Annotated in this window: 18 protein-coding genes; 6 read left to right on the forward strand and 12 right to left on the reverse strand. The window is 44.9% G+C overall.

Annotated features, from left to right (window positions below):
- Positions 1 to 352: 352 nt before the first annotated feature.
- From GXP69_RS06285 to bioB, 6 genes are all read right to left on the reverse strand, one after another.
- Positions 353 to 1561, reverse strand: a complete 1209-nt coding sequence (locus GXP69_RS06285) for a beta-ketoacyl synthase N-terminal-like domain-containing protein (protein WP_163913525.1) — start codon at positions 1559 to 1561, stop codon at positions 353 to 355.
- A gap of 83 nt (positions 1562 to 1644) precedes the next feature.
- Entirely contained in the window at positions 1645 to 2943 is a 1299-nt protein-coding gene (bioA, locus tag GXP69_RS06290) for an adenosylmethionine--8-amino-7-oxononanoate transaminase (RefSeq protein WP_163913527.1), read from the reverse strand.
- 8 nt (positions 2944 to 2951) lie between these two features.
- Positions 2952 to 3524, reverse strand: coding sequence for a hypothetical protein (locus tag GXP69_RS06295; protein ID WP_163913529.1), 573 nt, complete (start codon positions 3522 to 3524; stop codon positions 2952 to 2954).
- A gap of 78 nt (positions 3525 to 3602) precedes the next feature.
- Positions 3603 to 4217 carry a dethiobiotin synthase gene (gene bioD, locus GXP69_RS06300; RefSeq protein WP_163913531.1) on the reverse strand — a complete coding sequence of 205 codons (615 nt, stop codon included), beginning with the start codon at positions 4215 to 4217 and terminating at the stop codon, positions 3603 to 3605.
- Positions 4214 to 5335 (reverse strand): aminotransferase class I/II-fold pyridoxal phosphate-dependent enzyme, encoded by a 1122-nt coding sequence (locus GXP69_RS06305; RefSeq protein ID WP_163913533.1) that lies wholly within the window; start codon positions 5333 to 5335, stop codon positions 4214 to 4216. Before GXP69_RS06305 ends, bioD begins: the two co-directional genes overlap by 4 nt.
- A 94-nt stretch (positions 5336 to 5429) precedes the next feature.
- Positions 5430 to 6428, reverse strand: a complete 999-nt coding sequence (bioB, locus tag GXP69_RS06310; RefSeq protein ID WP_163913535.1) for a biotin synthase BioB — start codon at positions 6426 to 6428, stop codon at positions 5430 to 5432.
- Positions 6429 to 7052: 624 nt separating this feature from the next.
- On the opposite strand from bioB, the gene GXP69_RS06315 reads away from it, so the two are divergent.
- Positions 7053 to 7226 (forward strand): hypothetical protein, encoded by a 174-nt coding sequence (locus GXP69_RS06315; protein ID WP_163913537.1) that lies wholly within the window; start codon positions 7053 to 7055, stop codon positions 7224 to 7226.
- Positions 7227 to 7372: 146 nt separating this feature from the next.
- Positions 7373 to 8221, forward strand: coding sequence for a T9SS type A sorting domain-containing protein (locus tag GXP69_RS06320; protein WP_163913539.1), 849 nt, complete (start codon positions 7373 to 7375; stop codon positions 8219 to 8221).
- Positions 8222 to 8296: 75 nt separating this feature from the next.
- On the opposite strand, the gene GXP69_RS06325 is transcribed toward GXP69_RS06320, so the two are convergent.
- The 4 genes from GXP69_RS06325 to GXP69_RS06340 form a co-directional block, all read right to left on the reverse strand.
- Entirely contained in the window at positions 8297 to 8623 is a 327-nt protein-coding gene (locus GXP69_RS06325; protein ID WP_163913540.1) for a HesB/IscA family protein, read from the reverse strand.
- A gap of 12 nt (positions 8624 to 8635) precedes the next feature.
- Positions 8636 to 9043, reverse strand: coding sequence for a hypothetical protein (locus GXP69_RS06330; protein ID WP_163913542.1), 408 nt, complete (start codon positions 9041 to 9043; stop codon positions 8636 to 8638).
- Positions 9044 to 9055: 12 nt separating this feature from the next.
- Positions 9056 to 9469, reverse strand: coding sequence for a Fe-S cluster assembly scaffold IscU (gene iscU / locus GXP69_RS06335; RefSeq protein ID WP_163913544.1), 414 nt, complete (start codon positions 9467 to 9469; stop codon positions 9056 to 9058).
- Between the two features lie 117 nt (positions 9470 to 9586).
- Complete coding sequence (locus tag GXP69_RS06340; protein WP_163913546.1) at positions 9587 to 10801, reverse strand: IscS subfamily cysteine desulfurase; 1215 nt, start codon at positions 10799 to 10801, stop codon at positions 9587 to 9589.
- 115 nt (positions 10802 to 10916) lie between these two features.
- Between GXP69_RS06340 and mce the strand changes: the two genes are divergently transcribed.
- The 3 genes from mce (at position 10917) to GXP69_RS06355 (ending at position 13699) form a co-directional block, all read left to right on the forward strand.
- On the forward strand, positions 10917 to 11318 hold the full coding sequence (mce, locus tag GXP69_RS06345; RefSeq protein WP_163913548.1) for a methylmalonyl-CoA epimerase: 402 nt from the start codon (positions 10917 to 10919) through the stop codon (positions 11316 to 11318).
- A 99-nt stretch (positions 11319 to 11417) separates the two neighbouring features.
- Positions 11418 to 11990, forward strand: coding sequence for an L-threonylcarbamoyladenylate synthase (locus tag GXP69_RS06350; RefSeq protein WP_163913550.1), 573 nt, complete (start codon positions 11418 to 11420; stop codon positions 11988 to 11990).
- A gap of 281 nt (positions 11991 to 12271) precedes the next feature.
- Complete coding sequence (locus GXP69_RS06355) at positions 12272 to 13699, forward strand: CCA tRNA nucleotidyltransferase (RefSeq protein WP_163913961.1); 1428 nt, start codon at positions 12272 to 12274, stop codon at positions 13697 to 13699.
- 204 nt (positions 13700 to 13903) lie between these two features.
- On the opposite strand, the gene GXP69_RS06360 is transcribed toward GXP69_RS06355, so the two are convergent.
- Together GXP69_RS06360 and GXP69_RS06365 are read right to left on the reverse strand one after the other, a co-directional pair.
- Entirely contained in the window at positions 13904 to 16408 is a 2505-nt protein-coding gene (locus GXP69_RS06360; protein WP_163913552.1) for a GIN domain-containing protein, read from the reverse strand.
- A complete protein-coding gene (locus GXP69_RS06365; protein WP_163913554.1) occupies positions 16405 to 16749 on the reverse strand; it encodes a PadR family transcriptional regulator in 345 nt (114 codons plus the stop codon). Before GXP69_RS06365 ends, GXP69_RS06360 begins: the two co-directional genes overlap by 4 nt.
- A gap of 256 nt (positions 16750 to 17005) precedes the next feature.
- Between GXP69_RS06365 and GXP69_RS06370 the strand changes: the two genes are divergently transcribed.
- Entirely contained in the window at positions 17006 to 18103 is a 1098-nt protein-coding gene (locus tag GXP69_RS06370; RefSeq protein WP_235925578.1) for a putative type IX sorting system protein PorV2, read from the forward strand.

An 18103-nucleotide genomic window follows, 5' to 3' on the forward strand; every position in this document is an offset into this window, starting at 1 on the left:
TGACACTAAAAAATACAGACCACAATAATAAACTACCTCTGCAAATAGTGAAGAATTGTTTTTCCATTTTCAGCTAATAGTAAATACAACTTAAGTGTTTAGGGTATCGGATTTTGCTTACCTGTGCATCAACAATAAGGCCTTTGCTTTTAAAACAGGATATATTTTATATTTTCATTGTGTATGCCAAGTAAGGCGTTATATGAAATAGTTGAAATAAGATAATTATTTTGAATTGCGAATATAGTGCCCAGGCTTTATATAAAAAAACCTATTTTTCTTGTATTATGTCGGTAAGGCCCTTTTGGGGTTAAAAAAGAAGGGAATTTAAGTGTGGTATATTCGTGATCAACTACCTGATCGTGAGTATGATGCTGGAAGCATTTCCTCCAAATCCGGCAGCATTAACCAAGACACGTTTACAAGCAGTAAATTTTGTTCCGGCAGGCAGAATATTAGAGTAGGGGAAAGAATTTGATTTGTACTTTTTTAATGTTTTTAATAAATAAATTGCAAGCTGCAGACTTAAAGCACCAGACGCGCCTAACGTGTGCCCCAGTAAATGTTTGTTTGTAGTAATATTAGGAAGGCTACAGCCAAACACGCTTTTGATGGCATTTAATTCAGCTGTATCGCCGGCAAAGGTACCTGGGGTATGCGTTATGATTACATCAACCTGTTGGTCATTTTTCGGCAACTGTTGCAATGCATGGCGCATACTTTGCTGAAAATTCAGCCCTTCAGCAGAAATCCCGGTCTTACTTTTAATAGGCTCAAACCCGAGACCGATAGCCTCTACAACTATAGTTCCTGCTTCCAGCTTCTCTTCTGACTGTAGCTCTAAGGCCAGTACCGCAGCTCCTTCGCCTAATACAAACGTATTCTGCTTAACAGCGGCATACGGCTGACAAGGATATGGCTGATTATATAGCTTGGAATAAATACCAACCGCTTTCATCTGGGCGATGGTAAAGTCGGTGAGGGGGGCTTCGGTGCCGCCGGCTAAAAAGCGTTTTGCCATGCCCGCCTTTAGCCACGCAGTCGCATTGGCAACCGCCATAAGCGCCGTACTGCAGGTTATAGAATGACTGATCTGAGTGCCGCCCGCATTTACAGCATGTGCCACCCAGCTTGATAAGTTGCCTAATGTTGTAGTCGGTGAAGATGAAGAAGCCAACCGTCCATCCTGAAGATCCTGGAAATGCTGCTCCAGTAAACCTGTTGCACCGCGTGAAGAACCAATATTTACGCCCAGGTCATGGTCTGTATAGTTACTTTGCAGCCATCCTGCTTCTGCTGCTGCCTGTCGTGCAGCATTTACCGCCATCAGTACAGAACGGTCGAGGTGCTTATAGTTTGGGTTCTGCTTAATTAACTGTTGAAGCTGTTGTTCCGAAGCTTCTGAGAGAGCTGCAACCGGTGTAGGTTGGCCCTGGTGTAGTATCTTTTTAAAAGCTGGAACACCTGATGCATAAGCTGCAGCTATAGTTTCAGCGTCGTGCCCCAACGCCGAGATAGCGCCAATGCCTTTAAGTACGATATGTTGTTTGTCTGTTTGCAAACCGATGCAAAGGTAATGTGCCTGAACCGCAGGTTAATGAGAATTAGAGGATTTTAGATGTTGTCTGAAAAATCAACTATAGTTCAGTTGTTACTAACCAGCTGCTGCATGCCTTTTATAGTCTGATAAACTTTAGCTAACTGTTCGTCTGTAATGCAGTAGGGTGGAATGATGTAAATAATGTTGCCCAACGGTCGGAGGATCACACCTTGTTCCAGGGCATAGTTATAGAAGGTATCGCGCAGGTTGCTAAAGTAGGAGGTACTTTCATCGGCAAACTCTATGGCTATAATCGTTCCGCGCTGACGGACTTCTTTAATGCCCGGCAATGGTGCCAGTTCTGTTGCAAAAGCCTGGTGTCGCGCTGCTATGTGAGCAATGCGCTGTTCTGTTTCCGGGCTTGTAGTTAGCTCGAGGCTGGCAATACCGGCTGCGCAGGCCACAGGGTTAGCTGTATAGCTATGGCCATGGAATAAGGTTTTGCTTTTATCGTTTGCCAGAAAAGCCTCGTAAATGCGGTTGCTGCAGGTGGTTACACCTAGCGCCATCGTGCCGCCCGTAAGTCCTTTTGATAAGCACACCATATCAGGTTTTTGCTGCAGGTAATGGCTGGCAAACAATTTTCCTGTACGCCCAAAACCGGTCATTACTTCGTCGGCTATAGTTAGGATGTCATGCTGCTGGCAGATCGTTAGCAAGTTGTCCAGTACTGCTGGTTCATACATCACCATGCCTGCTGTACCCAATACCAGTGGCTCGTAAATAAAGGCAGCTATATCTCCGGAAGCTGCATGGGCTTCAAGCTGGACTATTGTTTCGTTCTCATTTCCGGGAATAGGCACATCTATAAATGCCACCTCAAAAAGGTAAGACCAGAACGGGGCTGTAAAAGCACTGCGGCTGCTCACCGACATGGCGCCAAATGTATCGCCGTGGTAAGAGTCTCGGAAAGCGATGATCTTTCGTTTAGGCGTGCCTTGATTTGCCCAGTATTGTATGGCCATTTTCAGGGCGACTTCTACGGCAGTAGAGCCATTGTCAGAATAAAACACACGACTTTGGCCTTCCGGCAGAATGCGAAGTAGGCCTTCAGCAAGTTCTACGGCAGGCTGGTGCGTAAATCCGGCAAAAATTACGTGTTCTAAAGTTTGCAGCTGCTCCGATACCTTTTTTGCAATATGTGGGTGGGAGTGACCGTGCAGGTTTACCCACCACGAGGCCACAGCATCAATATATTCCTTCCCCCTCTCGTCATAAAGCAACGCACCTTCACCGCGAACTATAGGCACAGGCAAAGCAGCAGTTTTCATTTGCGTGTAAGGGTGCCAGATAACCTGATTGTCGCGGGTAGCTAAGTTTTGTGAATTGCCTGTCGTGCTCATAATCCGGATTAGTTACTATAGTTGTATTTTAATCGTTTCAGAATTTTGCGGCCACGGCTCTGCATAGCCGGCGATCCATCCTTTAAATAAAACTCGGTCTGCTCTCTGAGCTCTTCCTTTATCCACTCAAATTCTGTTGAAAGGAAAAGTAGTATTTCCAGGCAATTTACCCGCACCGCAATGGGTGTTTCAGGTAGTATCAGCCATTCAAAAACTGTTTCAACAACCTGTTCGCGGTCGGCTATAGTTGCCCATGCTTCACGGCGTGGTGTGCTGGCTTTAGGATTGGTATAGCGCAGCAAAATATTTGTGAAATGGCGGCGACAGCTGGCGTTTTGCTGTTGGGGCAGGGAACGGATAAATGCCGGAAGGTGAGGCAGGAATACCTCAGGATGTTCAGTCTCTACATTTTCCAGCACCCAGGCCGCCCTGAATGCAACCGAGGTATTAGCTGTTTCAAAACAAAGCTCCAGCAACTCCGAAATGCTTATATTGCCTTTATAAGCTAAGGATGCAAGTTGCTGCACATCAGCCTTTGTTAAAGTTTGAGAAAGCGCTTTTTGTAATTGCTGGTTATTCATTGGCTGCGTACGTTACCTGTGCCGCCTGTTATGCTGAGTAAACAATGCTATAGTAGAGTTGTTTCGATATCGTAATATTTAAAGGTAATTCTTAAACTGTGCTGCGTATTCGGCTATAGTTTCCGGGCAGAAATCGGCTTCCTGGCGGATAGATGGCAACCTACGAAGCCCAGTGTATTTCACTATAAAATCTTCGGTAGAGCTGTTTTCTTCGCCGTTAAAAATAATGCCTGCTACCGGTACTTTTCGGTAACGCAGCACTTCAGCGGTTAGCAACGTGTGGTTGATACTTCCAAGGTAGTTTCTGGATACCAACACTACTTCCAGGCCAAGCTGCTGTACCAGGTCCAGGATCAGGTAGCGTTTGTTGAGTGGCACCATCAGTCCGCCTGCACCTTCCACAATCAGGTTATTGCTTGTTTCTGGCAGGCTGATATTGCGAACGTCTATCTCAATACCCTCGGCAGCTGCAGCCATGTGTGGCGATGCGGCCATTTTAAGACGGTAAGCTTCGGGGTGGAAAACAGAAACAGGGTTGGAAACCAGGCTTTTTACCGTGTCTGTGTCTGTAAAGTCGAGTCCGCCAGCCTGTACTGGTTTCCAGTAATCAGCCTGCAGTGCTTCGGTTAAAATGGCGGCAGCAACGGTTTTTCCCACTTCCGTACCGATGCCTGTTACAAAATAGCGTTTCATATAAAGTTAGCAATGGCCTGCGCGAGGCCCACAATTTCTTCTTCTGTATTAAATGCATGTACTATTATACGCAGCCGCTCGCTGCCTTTGGGCACCGTTGGCGATAGCACAGGCCGTATATCAAAGCCCTGTTGTTGCAGCAATAAAGCCATTGGCTTTAACTGCGTAGCATCCTGCAGCATCACAGAAAGTATAACACTATCTGCAGGTGTGCAACGGATGCCTTTTATGTTGTTTAATTGTCCGTATAGTTGCCTTGCCAGTTTATTTACCAGTTGCCTCTCGGCTTGCAACTGCGGAAGCAAACTATAGGCACATTTTAGTGCAAGCAATGTATGTGTTGGCAGACCTGTGGTATAAATAAATGCCCGGCTATAGTTTACCAGGTAGTCCCGTAGCACCTTTGGCCCAACTATAGCTGCACCGTGGTTACCGAATGCTTTTCCATACGTTATTACCTGCGCAAAAACCTTATCCTCTAACCCCAAGGCAACGGTAAGTCCTTCGCCTTTTTCCCCGTACAAGCCTACAGCATGTGCTTCGTCAACTATAAGGGCGGCGTTATGTTCCTGGCAAACTATAGCCAGTTCTGTAAGCGGCGCTTGGTCACCATCCATCGAGTAGACCGACTCCACCACCACGTAAACCTGACCATCAGCCCGCTGTAGTTTGTGGCGTAGATCCTGCACATCGTTATGCCTGAAACTATAGCTTTTGGCAAAGCTCAGCCGCAGACCGTCTTTCATAGATGCATGACTGGCCTCGTCGTAAAAAACGGTGTCGCCGCGTTGGGGCAGGGCTGATAGGAGACCCACATTTGCCATATAACCGGAGTTATATAGCAATGCCGATTCACCTTTATGGTAAGCCGCAACTATAGTTTCCAGCTCTTCGAAAAGCGGATGATTACCGGATAAAAGCCGGGAGCCTGTCGCGCCCAGTGGCAGGTAACTATAGTTGGCTTGTTCCTGCTGTATCAGTTCCTGCAGCCTCTCAGATCTGGCAAGACCCAGGTAATCATTAGAGCAAAAGTCAGCGAGGCCGGTGGTGGTTTTCAGTTCGCGCAAGGTGCCCTGCGCTGCCCGTTCCGCCAGCTTTAGCTGCAGTTTTTTTGACAAAGGACTAGTTGACAAAAGACAAAGGATTTAAAAGTAAGCAATATGTTAACTCAAAAGTCCATTGTCTTTTGTCAAGCAGTCTTTCGTCAAAAACTTAGCACACGTGCTGAACTTCTTCTTTAAATGATTTGCGTGGGGTTAAGCCAAGCAGCTCGAACATGGCTTTGTCTTGGTCAAAATCAGGGTTAGGAGTAGTTAACAGTTTCTCACCAGTGAAAATAGAGTTCGCACCAGCTAGGAAGCAAAGTGCCTGATCGGTTACGCTCATGCGCTCACGGCCAGCAGAGAGACGAACCATCGTTTTCGGCATCAGGATACGGGCAGTAGCGATCATGCGTACCATTTCCCAGACTGTTACCAACGGTTGGTTTTCCAGTGGTGTACCTTTTACCGGCACAAGCGCATTTACAGGCACCGATTCAGGGTGCTGCACAAGTGTAGATAAAGTATGCAACATGCCAATGCGGTCTTCATCGGTTTCGCCTAAACCAATAATACCGCCCGAGCAAACAGAGATACCAGCCTTGCGCACATTCTCTATAGTATCGAGACGGTCGTCGTAAGTGCGGGTTGTAATAATGTTGCTATAGTTCTCTTCTGATGTATCCAGGTTGTGGTTGTAAGCATACAAGCCTGCTTCTTTCAGCTTTTCAGCCTGGTACTCGTTTACCATACCTAATGTACAGCAAACTTCAAGGCCCATTTCGTTTACGCCTTTTACCATGTCCAGCACCTTATCAAAGTCGCGGTTGTCGCGTACTTCGCGCCAGGCAGCACCCATGCAGAAACGGGTAGAACCGCCATCTTTGGCACGTTGCGCAGCAGCCAGAACCTGATCCTGGCTTAGCAGTTTGTGTACATCTACTCCCGTATGGAAGCGGGCAGCCTGCGGGCAATAAGAACAGTCTTCGGGGCAGCCACCTGTTTTTACCGAAAGCAGGGTACAAACCTGCACTTCACCGGTTGCCTGGTGTTGCTTGTGCACATTGGCTGCTTCTACAATCAGTTCAAGTATTGGCTTATAGTATATGGCTTTAATTTCGTCCAGTGTCCAGTCAGTGCGGATGTCTGCGTTATTTCCGAATTGAGTCATGATAATACAGGTTTAAGCTGCTAAGGTAAGCTGTAGATTCAGGAATTAAAAATGAAGAATTAGGGGTAATTTATAAGAAAATTTGCTAATAAGAGCGAGCTGCGCGGCTTTTGTGCTAAATAATTTTTATCAGATGCCAAGCTTGGTGATTTTATAAGAGAATAGGTTTATAGCTGCCCATGTACCTTGTCAAAGTGCTACTTAATTAAAGAAAAACCTTTATCAAACCGAATAAAAAATTACAGTGTTGTGTGTAACCGAAGACAGGTCTAGTCATGTCAATTTGGGTATAATCTATAAACTATAGTAACGTGGTGGTAGACAGTGATTGACAAGACGCTGGGATATCTGCTTTGTGTATTACATTGTTTAAACATTGAATAAATTTCAGGTGCGAATTGAACTATAGTGAGATACTGAAAGTTAAGCTGGAAAATTTTAACGGCGTAAAAAGCCGCTATCGTTTTCATTGAAAGTTTAAGTAACAGTACATTATGGTAAAACCCTCTACCCGATTTGTTAGAATTTTGTGTGGATGCATTTTTGCACTGCTTTTTGCTTCAACAGAGGTTTTCGCTCAGGTTAGCCTGCACCCTTATTTATCAAGCTATTCCCAAAACTTTAATGGCTTACCTGCCTCCGAACATGGAACGTGGGCGCATGGTACACAGTATTTTCCTGGTTGGTACCTTTTCCGGACGGCACCCGAAACCACGACCATTACAGCCGGTACAGGCTCTCATAATGCAGGGGGCTTGTATAGTTTTGGCTCAGCCGGAAGCACAGACAGAGCTTTAGGTTCCATTGCATCAGCCACAAAAACCGTTGGGGAGTTTGCATGGGGTTTACTTGTACAGAATAATACAGGGCATACTATAACATCGCTAAGTATAACTTACACAGGAGAACAGTGGAGGAGTTCCCGACCAGCAAGCCCTCAGCATATGCTTTCGTTCTGGTATGCAACGGGTACGAGTGCTTCATCCTTTAATCTATCTCCCAAAACGGATACAGGCTGGAAAAACGTAAAAGAACTCGATTTTTATGGTCCGGTGTATTATGCTGCGGGCAGTGCATTGGATGGAAATAACCCAGCCAACCGAAAACAACTATCAGCAACTATAGAAGTGAATGTGCCTAACGGCCATTATGTGATGTTGCGTTGGAAGGACCTGGATGAATTTGAAAACGACCATGGCTTGGCTATAGATGACTTTAGCATGACCTGGAGAACAAATGCGCCAACAGACCCTATCCCAATGCCAGTGGAACTAGTTGAGTTTACTGCCCGCAACAGCGAACAACAGGTGCAGTTACACTGGGCTACAGCTTCAGAAAAAGATAATAGCCACTTTATAGTTGAGCGCAGCCAGTCTGGTAAAAATTTTATAGGTATAGCCACGGTGCCAGGCAATGGCAATACAAGTATGCGCACAAACTATAGCTTCACTGATGAACAGCCTGTCTCCGGAACACAGCATTACCGCCTGAAACAAGTAGATTACGATGGTTCTTCTACTTACTCTAAAGCAGTAGCTGTGCATGTTAAAGCACTTTCCAAAGCATTACTTTACCCAACTATAACTTCTGATGCCTTATACTTAGACCTTCCTGAAACAGCATTGTTGTTAACAATATATGATCGGATGGGTAAACGTGTGCATCAGGAAGAGCTCCCTTTCCAGGCTAGAAAACACCGCTTAAATGTAAGCCAGCTTGTGGCAGGTAACTATAGTTTGTTATTGCTGAATGGCGACGGCGAAAGGCAGGTACTACGTTTTGTAAAAAGATAGTAACTGACTTGTATAAAACAAAAAAGGCAGCTAACTATAGCTGCCTTTTTTTGCTCTGTATAAGCTGCAATATTGTTACACCGAGAAGCTGTCTCCGCAACCACATGTACGGCTGGCATTCGGGTTGTTAAAGAAGAAACCTTTACCATTCAGTCCGTCAGAGAAATCGAGTTCTGTGCCGGCCAGATATAAGAAGCTTTTCATGTCTACTACCACCTTAACGCCTTTATCCTCAAATTCTTGGTCCATCGGCTTTACTTCATCATCGAAGTCGAGCTGATAGGAGAGGCCGGAACAGCCACCGCCTGCAACAGATGCACGCAAACGGAAGGTATCATCCAGCTGCGCATCCTGCTTCAGCTTAATAACTTTCTCTTTTGCTTTGTCTGATACTGTTATCATAACTATAGTTCTTTAAGATACCGGGTTCATTACAACACTAAAAACAGTGATAGTGTTCATGTCGCGGCCAAAGTATAATTTATCAAGCGCCTCATACATATTACGTGCCCGGAAGTAGGAGGTGTTAAGTTCCTTGTCACCACGGGCCATCCATTGCACGGTATAAGAGCTTTCCTTATCGCGGTAATTCTGCACATAGTCCAGCATTTTGCGGAGTGCATCCACTTTGTCGTAACTGGTTTCTGTATGAAACAGGAACGACTGGTTGTGGCGCGGGTTTACCGTAATCAGGTCTAGGCGCGTTTTGTTATCAATCTGCCGGTATTCAAAAAGCAGACTGCTGCCGCCTATACCTAAGTGGCTCTCAATCTGCTTCTGAATGCGTGCACTTTCTACATGCACATCTGTTCTTGACTCCATCGAGTCTGTGTCTTAGTGGTGAGACTTAGGCAGCTCAAGAGCCGGTAAACCGTTCTTTACTCTGTAGTCGTTGATGGCAGATTTAATAGCATCTTCAGCCAGAACAGAGCAGTGAATTTTAACCGGAGGCAATGCTAGTTCTTCCACAATGTCCATGTTGTCGATAGCCAGTGCTTCGTCTACAGTCTTACCTTTTAGCCACTCAGTTGCCAGTGATGAAGAAGCGATAGCAGAACCACAACCGAAAGTCTTGAACTTCGCATCAGTGATTACTTGGTTATCATCAACTTCAATCTGAAGGCGCATTACGTCGCCGCACTCAGGCGCACCTACAAGGCCAGTACCCACGTTATTCTTCGCTTTATCAAGCGTACCAACGTTTCGTGGGTTGTTATAATGGTCGATTACTTTATCTGAATAAGCCATAGCTAATGTTAATTACGAATTATGAATTATTAATTATGAATTGAATCAGAAACTATGAACTATAGTGTTTGTTTTCGCAAGCCATTTATAATTCATAATTTCTAATTCATAATTATCTTAGTGTTCTGCCCACTCAATTGAGTTCAGGTCGATGCCCTCTTTGAACATCTCCCAAAGCGGAGACATAGAGCGAAGTTTGGCAACTGCCTCTTTCACGTGGTCAATGGCAAAATCTACTTCCTCATCGGTAGTAAAACGGCTCAGACCGAAACGCAGCGAAGAGTGTGCCAGGTCATCGCTCAGGCCCAATGCTTTCAGCACGTAAGATGGCTCCAAAGAAGCGGAAGTACAGGCAGATCCAGAAGAAACTGCAATATCTTTCACACCCATCATCAGGCCTTCACCTTCTACATACTTAAACGAAATATTTGATACGTGTGGTAAGCGGTGCTCTACAGAACCGTTTACATAAGACTCTTCTATAGTTAAAAGCTCCTTTTCTAAACGGTCGCGCATGGCGGAAATACGGGCTGTATCAGCTTCCATTTCCTGCTTAGCAAGCTCAGCAGCTTTACCCAGACCAACTATACCAGGTACGTTAAGTGTACCGGAACGCATGCCACGCTCGTGTCCGCCACCATCCATCTGGGCAGTAACTTTAACACGCGGGTTTTTACGACGCACATATAGCGCACCAACACCCTTCGGGCCATACATTTTGTGGCCAGAGAATGCCATCAGGTCAATACCATCTGCTTCCACGTCTACCGGAATTTTACCTACTGCCTGTGTAGCGTCGGTAAAGAACAGGATGCCACGCTTTTTAGCGATAGCTGAAATCTCTTTAATAGGCTGTATTACACCAACTTCGTTGTTGGCATACATGATCGAGATAAGAATTGTCTTATCTGTAATGGCTTCTTCCAGTTGCTTCAGGTCGATTAAGCCTTTATCATTTACTGGCAGGTATGTAACCTTACCACCAATTTTTTCGATGTGCTTGCAGGCATCCAGTACAGCTTTGTGCTCGGTGGTAGCTGTAATAATGTGGTCTCCCTTAGAAGCATACATTTCGAATACACCTTTGATAGCCAGGTTATCAGACTCTGTAGCGCCGGAAGTAAAGATGATCTCTTTTGAAGAGCAGTTAATAAGCGAAGCGATCTGCTCGCGGGCATAATCAACAGCCTCTTCTGCATGCCAGCCAAAAGCGTGGTTACGAGAAGCCGCATTACCAAACTTGTTTGTCAGGTAAGGCATCATGGCATCCAGCACACGTGGGTCCAGTGGCGTTGTTGCGTTGTTATCTAAATATATCGGAAATGTTAGCATAGCACTTTTATATCTCTTTTTATCTCTGAGTACTTAACAGTTTACAGAAATGATTAGTTTTGATTCAGTGCAAAAATACGAAATTTTACTTACTTAGACTAATTACAAATTCAAAATGAAAAAGGTAGAACATATTGGGATAGCTGTAAAAAATTTTAGTGAAGCAAACGGCCTGTATTACAAATTGCTGGGCGCAGAACCGTATAAGACAGAGTACGTGGATTCGGAGGGAGTTAATACATCTTTCTTTAAGGTGGGCGATACCAAGATTGAGTTACTGGAAGCTACAAATCCGGATTCTGCAATAGCCAAGTTTATAGAAAAGCGTGGCGAAGGCATCCATCATATTGCATTTGAAGTAGAAGACATTATAGCGGAAATGGAGCGCCTGAAGCAGGAAGGATTTACATTGCTGAACGAACAACCTAAAAATGGTGCTGATAATAAACTGGTTTGCTTTGTGCACCCCAAAAGTGCCCACGGCGTGCTGGTAGAACTAACGCAGGAGATAAAGTAAATTGTTGGATTGCTGGATTGTTAAATTGTTAACTCAACTATAGTTAAGCAATAGCAATACAGCAATTAAGCCATTTAACAATTTAACAACTATAAAACTATGAAAGACCTGGTAAGAGAAGTGCAGGCGGCGGAAGAAGAACTGCTGATGGGTAATGTGATTCTGTACCCGACCGATACAGTGTGGGGTATTGGCTGCGATGCGACTGATGCAAAGGCGGTAAAAAAGATTTTTAAGATCAAAGACCGTGATACGTCCAAAGCCTTGATTATACTGGTGGCCGATGAAAAAATGCTGTTGGATTACGTGGAAGATGTACCGAAATCTTTTGCAAAACTCCTGAAAGAGCATTCGCAACCAACTACATATATCTTTCCAAAAGCAAAAAATCTGCCCGAAACCCTTATTGCAGAAGACGGTAGCATAGCCATTCGTATCGTTAAAGATGAATTCTGCCATCGCCTGATCCGGCAGATCGACCATCCGCTTGTGTCTACATCTGCTAACCTGAGCGGCGGTAAATCACCGGCCACATTTGCTGAGATTGATGAAGAGTTAAAGAAGCGGGTAGACCATGTAGTGCGCTGGCGACAGGATGAGGCTGAACCTGCCAAACCTTCCCGCATTATTAAGATAAACGCTGACGGCAAAACAGAAACGATAAGAGAGTAGCTATAGACAATTTGACAAAGGACTTTATGACAAAGGACTTTTTGGTATAAGATATTGGTGCCAAAAGAAAGCTTATAGTTTGATATTGAATTGATAGAAGTATTAAACTATAGTTTGAGAACAGGTTAATTCTCTTTTGTCCTTTGTCAATCTGTCTTTTGTCAAAAGTTAATTAAAGCTGTCTTTTGTCTAAATGTCTTTTGTCATACTAAAATGCTTTCGATATAAAGTTTTAATTTTGTGCCTCAGGTGTGACACAACATCTGAGGCTTTACTTTTTAATGGAAACTATAAAACTTCCGGATAATCCTGTTTTTGATGTGGTAGCTTCTGCAGCGGCAGAGCTTGGGGTAGATGCATACGTAATTGGCGGTTTTGTGCGCGACCTGGTGCTCAAAAGGCCATCTAAAGACATAGACGTGGTTTGCATTGGTGACGGAATAGCGCTGGCAGAGTTGGTTTCTGAAAAGTTGCCGCATAAGCCGAAGGTTTCTGTATTCAAGAATTTTGGTACAGCCATGCTCCGTTCCGGCGATTGGGAAGTGGAGTTTGTAGGTGCCCGCAAAGAGTCTTACCGCGAGCACTCGCGCAAACCGGAAGTAGAACAGGGCACACTGGATGATGACCTGAAACGTCGAGACTTTACGATTAACGCACTGGGAATAAGCCTGAACAAGGAAAACTATGGCGAACTGATCGATGAGTTTGATGGCCTGAAGGACATGAAACGTAAGATTATCCGCACGCCCCTGGAGCCCGGCATTACCTTTTCTGACGATCCGCTGCGCATGATGCGCGCCATTCGTTTTGCAACCCAATTAGGGTTCGATATAGACCCTGATACATTTGATGCTATAGTTGATAATAAAGAACGCATTAAAATAGTATCGCAGGAGCGTATCACAGACGAGCTGAACAAGATCATATTGGCCAAAGTGCCTAGCTATGGTTTTAAGCTGCTGTTTACGTCCGGTTTACTGCACCTGATCTTCCCGAAAATGGTGGAGTTACAGGGCGTAGAGACTAAAAACGGCAACTCGCATAAAGATAATTTTTACCACACACTGCAGGTGCTGGATAATGTAGCCGAAGTATCAGATGATTTGTGGTTGCGCTGGGCTGCTATCCTGCACGACATTGCCAAACCGGACACCAAACGTTACCACACAAAAGCCGGCTGGACCTTTCATGGGCACGAAGACCGTGGCGCACGCATGGTACCCAAGCTATTTAAAGACCTGAAACTGCCGCTGAACGAGCATATGAAGTTTGTGCAGAAACTGGTAAAGCTACACCTGCGCCCGATTGCTCTGGTAAAAGATACCGTTACTGATTCGGCTATCAGAAGGTTGTTGTTTGAAACCGGCGACGACATAGATGCCCTGATGAAACTATGCCGTGCTGATATTACCTCTAAAAATGACAGCAAAGTAAAGCGCTATCTGCAGAACTTTGATAAAGTTGAAAAGCGCCTGGTTGAGGTAGAAGAGAGTGATAAGTTGCGCAATTTTCAGCCTGTTATTACTGGCGAGATCATTATGGAAACCTTTGACCTGAAACCTTCTAAAACAGTAGGGGAGTTGAAAGATATGTTAACCGATGCAGTTCTGGAAGGCAAAGTGAAAAACGAATTCGACGAAGCTTATAGTTACCTATTGCAACTCGGAGAAGAAAAAGGGCTGGCTATAGTTAAGAACATGCTTGTCTGAAAAGAAAATCTGCTTAAACCCCCTTATGTAAATAAGAGGGCCTGCAGATTCATCAAACAACTAAACAAAGGGTGTTGCACATTAAACGCGCAACGCAATACTTAAAATATATAGTTTTATTTTGTGCTAACTTTTGGCAGGAGCGGGCTAATCTTCTACAGATTAGCCCGCTTTGATTTTTAGGGTGATTAGCTATAGTTCAGGCTATTTACGTTTTACCTTGCTGGCACCGTTTGCATTAACCTGTGTGCTTTTCGGGCTTCCTGCATATGTTATGGTGCTGGCTCCCGAGGCATCGGCACGAAGTGAATTGTTCGCATAAACAGATGCTACAGTCATGCCGCTGGCATCTATAATTACATTTGAAGCACGAAGTCTGTCTGCGTTTATACTGCAGGCACCTGCAGCTTCTATTTCAAACCTGTCTGTAGTGCCGCTAAAGTGCGTGCTGGATGCGCCTGCAATATCAGCACGAATGGTTTTGGCTCTTGCCTGAATGGCTGCTTCAGTTGCGCCGCTCAGTTCAATATCCAGTTGGTTGGTATTAATGCCTATAACATCAGCTTTAATGGCTCCGCTCAGATCAAGTTCTCTTAGGTTTGGCACTGTAACTACAATCAACACAGGCTCTCTGTCATCAAACAGGTTTATCGTTTTGCGTTTCGATCTTATAGTTAGCTCGCCGCCGTTACTTTCAACTTCCATGCGTTCGATTTCGCGCTCTTGACCATGCACATTTACACTATGGCGGTTTCCTTGTTTTATCTGCACATGGAATGGGCCACCAATGCTGATGCGGTCGAAGTCTGATACCTGGAACGATTTGCTGTTGCTGCCATAAGAACGTAAGCTGTTCAGTACGCTTTCTCTTTCGCTGCCTTCCGAATCAGCAGTAAATTCATTGTTATTGTTAAATTCTGCGCCTACTTCTTCTGTATCCAGGGTATCTGTTGCACAGGTTATGCACTCCAGCATGTCTCCTTTGGCACGCCAGGTGTTACGTTCTATCTTTTCATAGCTATAGTCCCTGTCAAATGTAGCGTTAGGCAGTAAATAAGCAAACTCGCGCGTTAACCTGAAAGGCTTGTCTTTAGGTAATCTCAGAACAATGTTCAGGTCCTGTGAGCGGAAAGCAGCCCCTTCTTTAAAGTCAAAACTGTCATCGAAGCGCAGCACAGAATCCTGTTGTACTACACGGTATGATACCATGCGGGCATTCTCTTTGGCCTCTTCCTCGGTGCGTCCTTTCGCTTCAATATGCTGGATGATCTCGATATCTGGTCCGTTATGCTCGCGCACATCAATGTACAGGTTACCATATTCAAAGTCAGCATCATATGCATCCAGCATGGTAATGCCGGCTGCAGGTACTGTTTTGCTTATCGTTATCTCACCGGATCTTCTGAAGTTACCGGCAAATGCAACAGAAGATGCTACCAGAACTATAATGGCGGCTACCCACACCCCAAACATTGACCAGCCAACAGTAGCACGCATAAAGAAACGCTTGGTAAGTAAACCAAAGGCCAGCATTACCAGGAAAATCAGCGGAATAAGAATGGCAATAAGGCCGGCAACTAAACCGAAAGTAGGGAAGCCTGCCAACCATACAGAAGGAGTAAATGGCCCCATCTCAACAAAATCCGGATTTTGTGCCCAACCAATGCTATAGAAGAATGCGCCGAATAAAGCTACAATCATGCTTATAGATACAATTAAAAGCACAATGCCAGCAGCCACACGGATAAGCACAATCAGGAAAGCAAGTATAGGACCTAAAGCTCTGCCCAGCCAGTTAAAGATCTGAGAAATAAGTCTGATAGGAAGCAGGATAATTCTGGCGAGTGTACTTTCATTGCCATCCTGGTCCTTCATGTTCAAGCTGTCTTTTAAGGTTTGCTCAATACCCGCCAGTGTAACGGGGTTGCCCTGCATCTGCATGCGCTCGGTTAGCGTTACCGCTTCGGGTACCGCTATCCAGAGCACGATGTAGAGTATCAGACCAAAACCACCCAGAAAAAGCGAGATAATGAATAGGATGCGTACTACGGCCACATCTACACCAAAATATTTGGCGAGGCCGCTTGCTACACCACCCAGCTTTTTGTCTTCCGGGTCACGGTAAAGCTTTCTGACTTTTGTTTCAGGCAGATCTGTGCTCTCCGGCATTGCTACCCAAAGCACGACATAGAGAATAATTGCAGCCAGCGCAGATATACCTGCCGATAAAATGCCCAGCACAAAGAACATGATGAAGAACAGGCGAATCCAGACTACATCTACATTGCTATAGTTGGCCAGGCCGGCGCAAACACCACTTATTACTTTGCGGTTTATATCACGGAAAAGCTTTTTAGCGCCTGGGGCTGTATAGGCCTCCGATGCTGGTCCGCTACCTGTGTTACCGCTGGTTCTGCTATAGTTTGGAGCTTCTTCAACCGGCTCTTCTACTTCAAATTCGGTAACATTTCCCATTCTGCTGATCAGGTACTGCACATCTTCCTGTGTAATTACCTGCTTAACAGGAGAAAGCTTTGTCGAAAAAATTTCCGCAATTCGCAGTTCTATGTCAGCTACGATTTCCTCGTGGCCTTCATAGTTTGAGAAATACGAACGAACAGAAGCTAAATACCTGCTCAGCTGCTCATAGCCATCTTCTTCTATATAAAAGATGATGCCCTGTAGGTTGATGCTTATATTCTTTTTCATGACTGTTTGGCTTTCTTGTTTTGAATGATGAATTCGGTAGATTCTACCAGTTCCCGCCAGGTTTCGCGCAGCTGCTCCAGAAATTCGCGGCCAGAGTCGGTTAAGGTGTAGTATTTGCGCGGTGGCCCTGATGTGGACTCAACCCAGCTATAGTCGAGAAGTGCAGCGTTCTTGAGGCGGGTTAGCAACGGGTAAAGGGTGCCTTCCACAACGATCATTTTAGCTGCTGTTAACTCTTCCAGCATGTCAGACGCATATACTTCACCACGAGAGATAATCTCCAGTATGCAGAATTCCAGAATTCCCTTCCGCATCTGCACTTGTGTGTTTTCTACTTTCATGATGATGGGGTTATGATGTTGATGCAAATATAATATAAGGTACTATGTAAAGCAAGGTACTGTTTAGAATTTATTACGTAACTTTTAAATGCGGGTTTAATAGATGGGGCGATTTATACTATAATGTTGTATTTTTGACTTAAAAATATATTTACCGGAAATACAACTTATTAAATAAAGGCTGTGTTTAAGTGAGAAAAATGCCAGATTAGCTGTGCAGTTCCCGGTATTTAGCTGTAAATTCTTTTTTTTATTTATGCATAGATTTATACTCAAGTGCCTGTTGGCCATGGCGCTGCTTGCGTTCTGCCTGCCAGTGGCAGCTCAGGTATCTGCACCAAAGTATAGCAATGAGTTTCTGAATGTGGGAGTGGGAGCACGTGCCATAGGTATGGGCAATGTGCAGGTGGCTATTACCAGCGATGCCACTTCCGGCTACTGGAACCCGGCCGGCCTGCTTCGTTTGCCCGACAAGTATAACATCGCCCTGATGCACTCGGAGTTGTTTGCAGGGATTGCCAAAACCGATTTTGGAAGTTTTGCCATGCCAATTGATACAAATAGTGCGCTTGCAGTTTCTGTGATCCGGCTTGGTGTAGATGATATTGCTGATACTCGCCGCCTCCAGAATGAGTTCGGACATATCCAGTACGACAGTATAAAATTCTTCTCTGTAGCTGACTATGCTGTTTTCTTATCCTATGCCCGCCGCAGTAACCTGATAGAAGGCCTGATGTTAGGTGCAAGTGCCAAAATTATTTACCGTAACGTGGGTGATTTTGCAAACGCATGGGGCTTTGGTATTGATGCAGGAGCACAACTACAGCGTGGTAACTGGCAGTTTGGCCTTATGGCAAAAGATATTACCACTACTTTTACCGCCTGGACTCATAATGTAGAGGAACTGGAAGAGGCATATGAGCAAACCGGCAACGACCTTCCGGAGAACACTGCCGAACTTACGTTGCCACGTATAATACTCGGTGCTGCCCGCAACTTTCAGATCAACGATAAATTTACTGCCCTTGTCTCTGCTGATGTGGATCTGACATTTGACGGCAAGCGAAATGTGCTGCTCAAATCTGATGTAATGTCTGTTGACCCACATCTTGGGTTAGAACTGACTTATGCAAATTCTGTTTTTGTACGTGCCGGATTAAGCAATTACCAGCAAACTACCCGATTCGATGGTAGCAAAGCTTCACAGGTACAACCTAATTTTGGGGTTGGCTTTACTTCCAACGGCTTCAACCTGGACCTGGCCCTCTCGCGCATGGGTGACCACGAGAAGAATTCAATCACGAATGCCAATACATCTTCCGTTATAATTTCATTGGGTTATTCCTTCAGATAA

The sequence above is a fragment of the Pontibacter burrus genome (assembly GCF_010686685.1).
Lineage (GTDB): Bacteria > Bacteroidota > Bacteroidia > Cytophagales > Hymenobacteraceae > Pontibacter > Pontibacter burrus.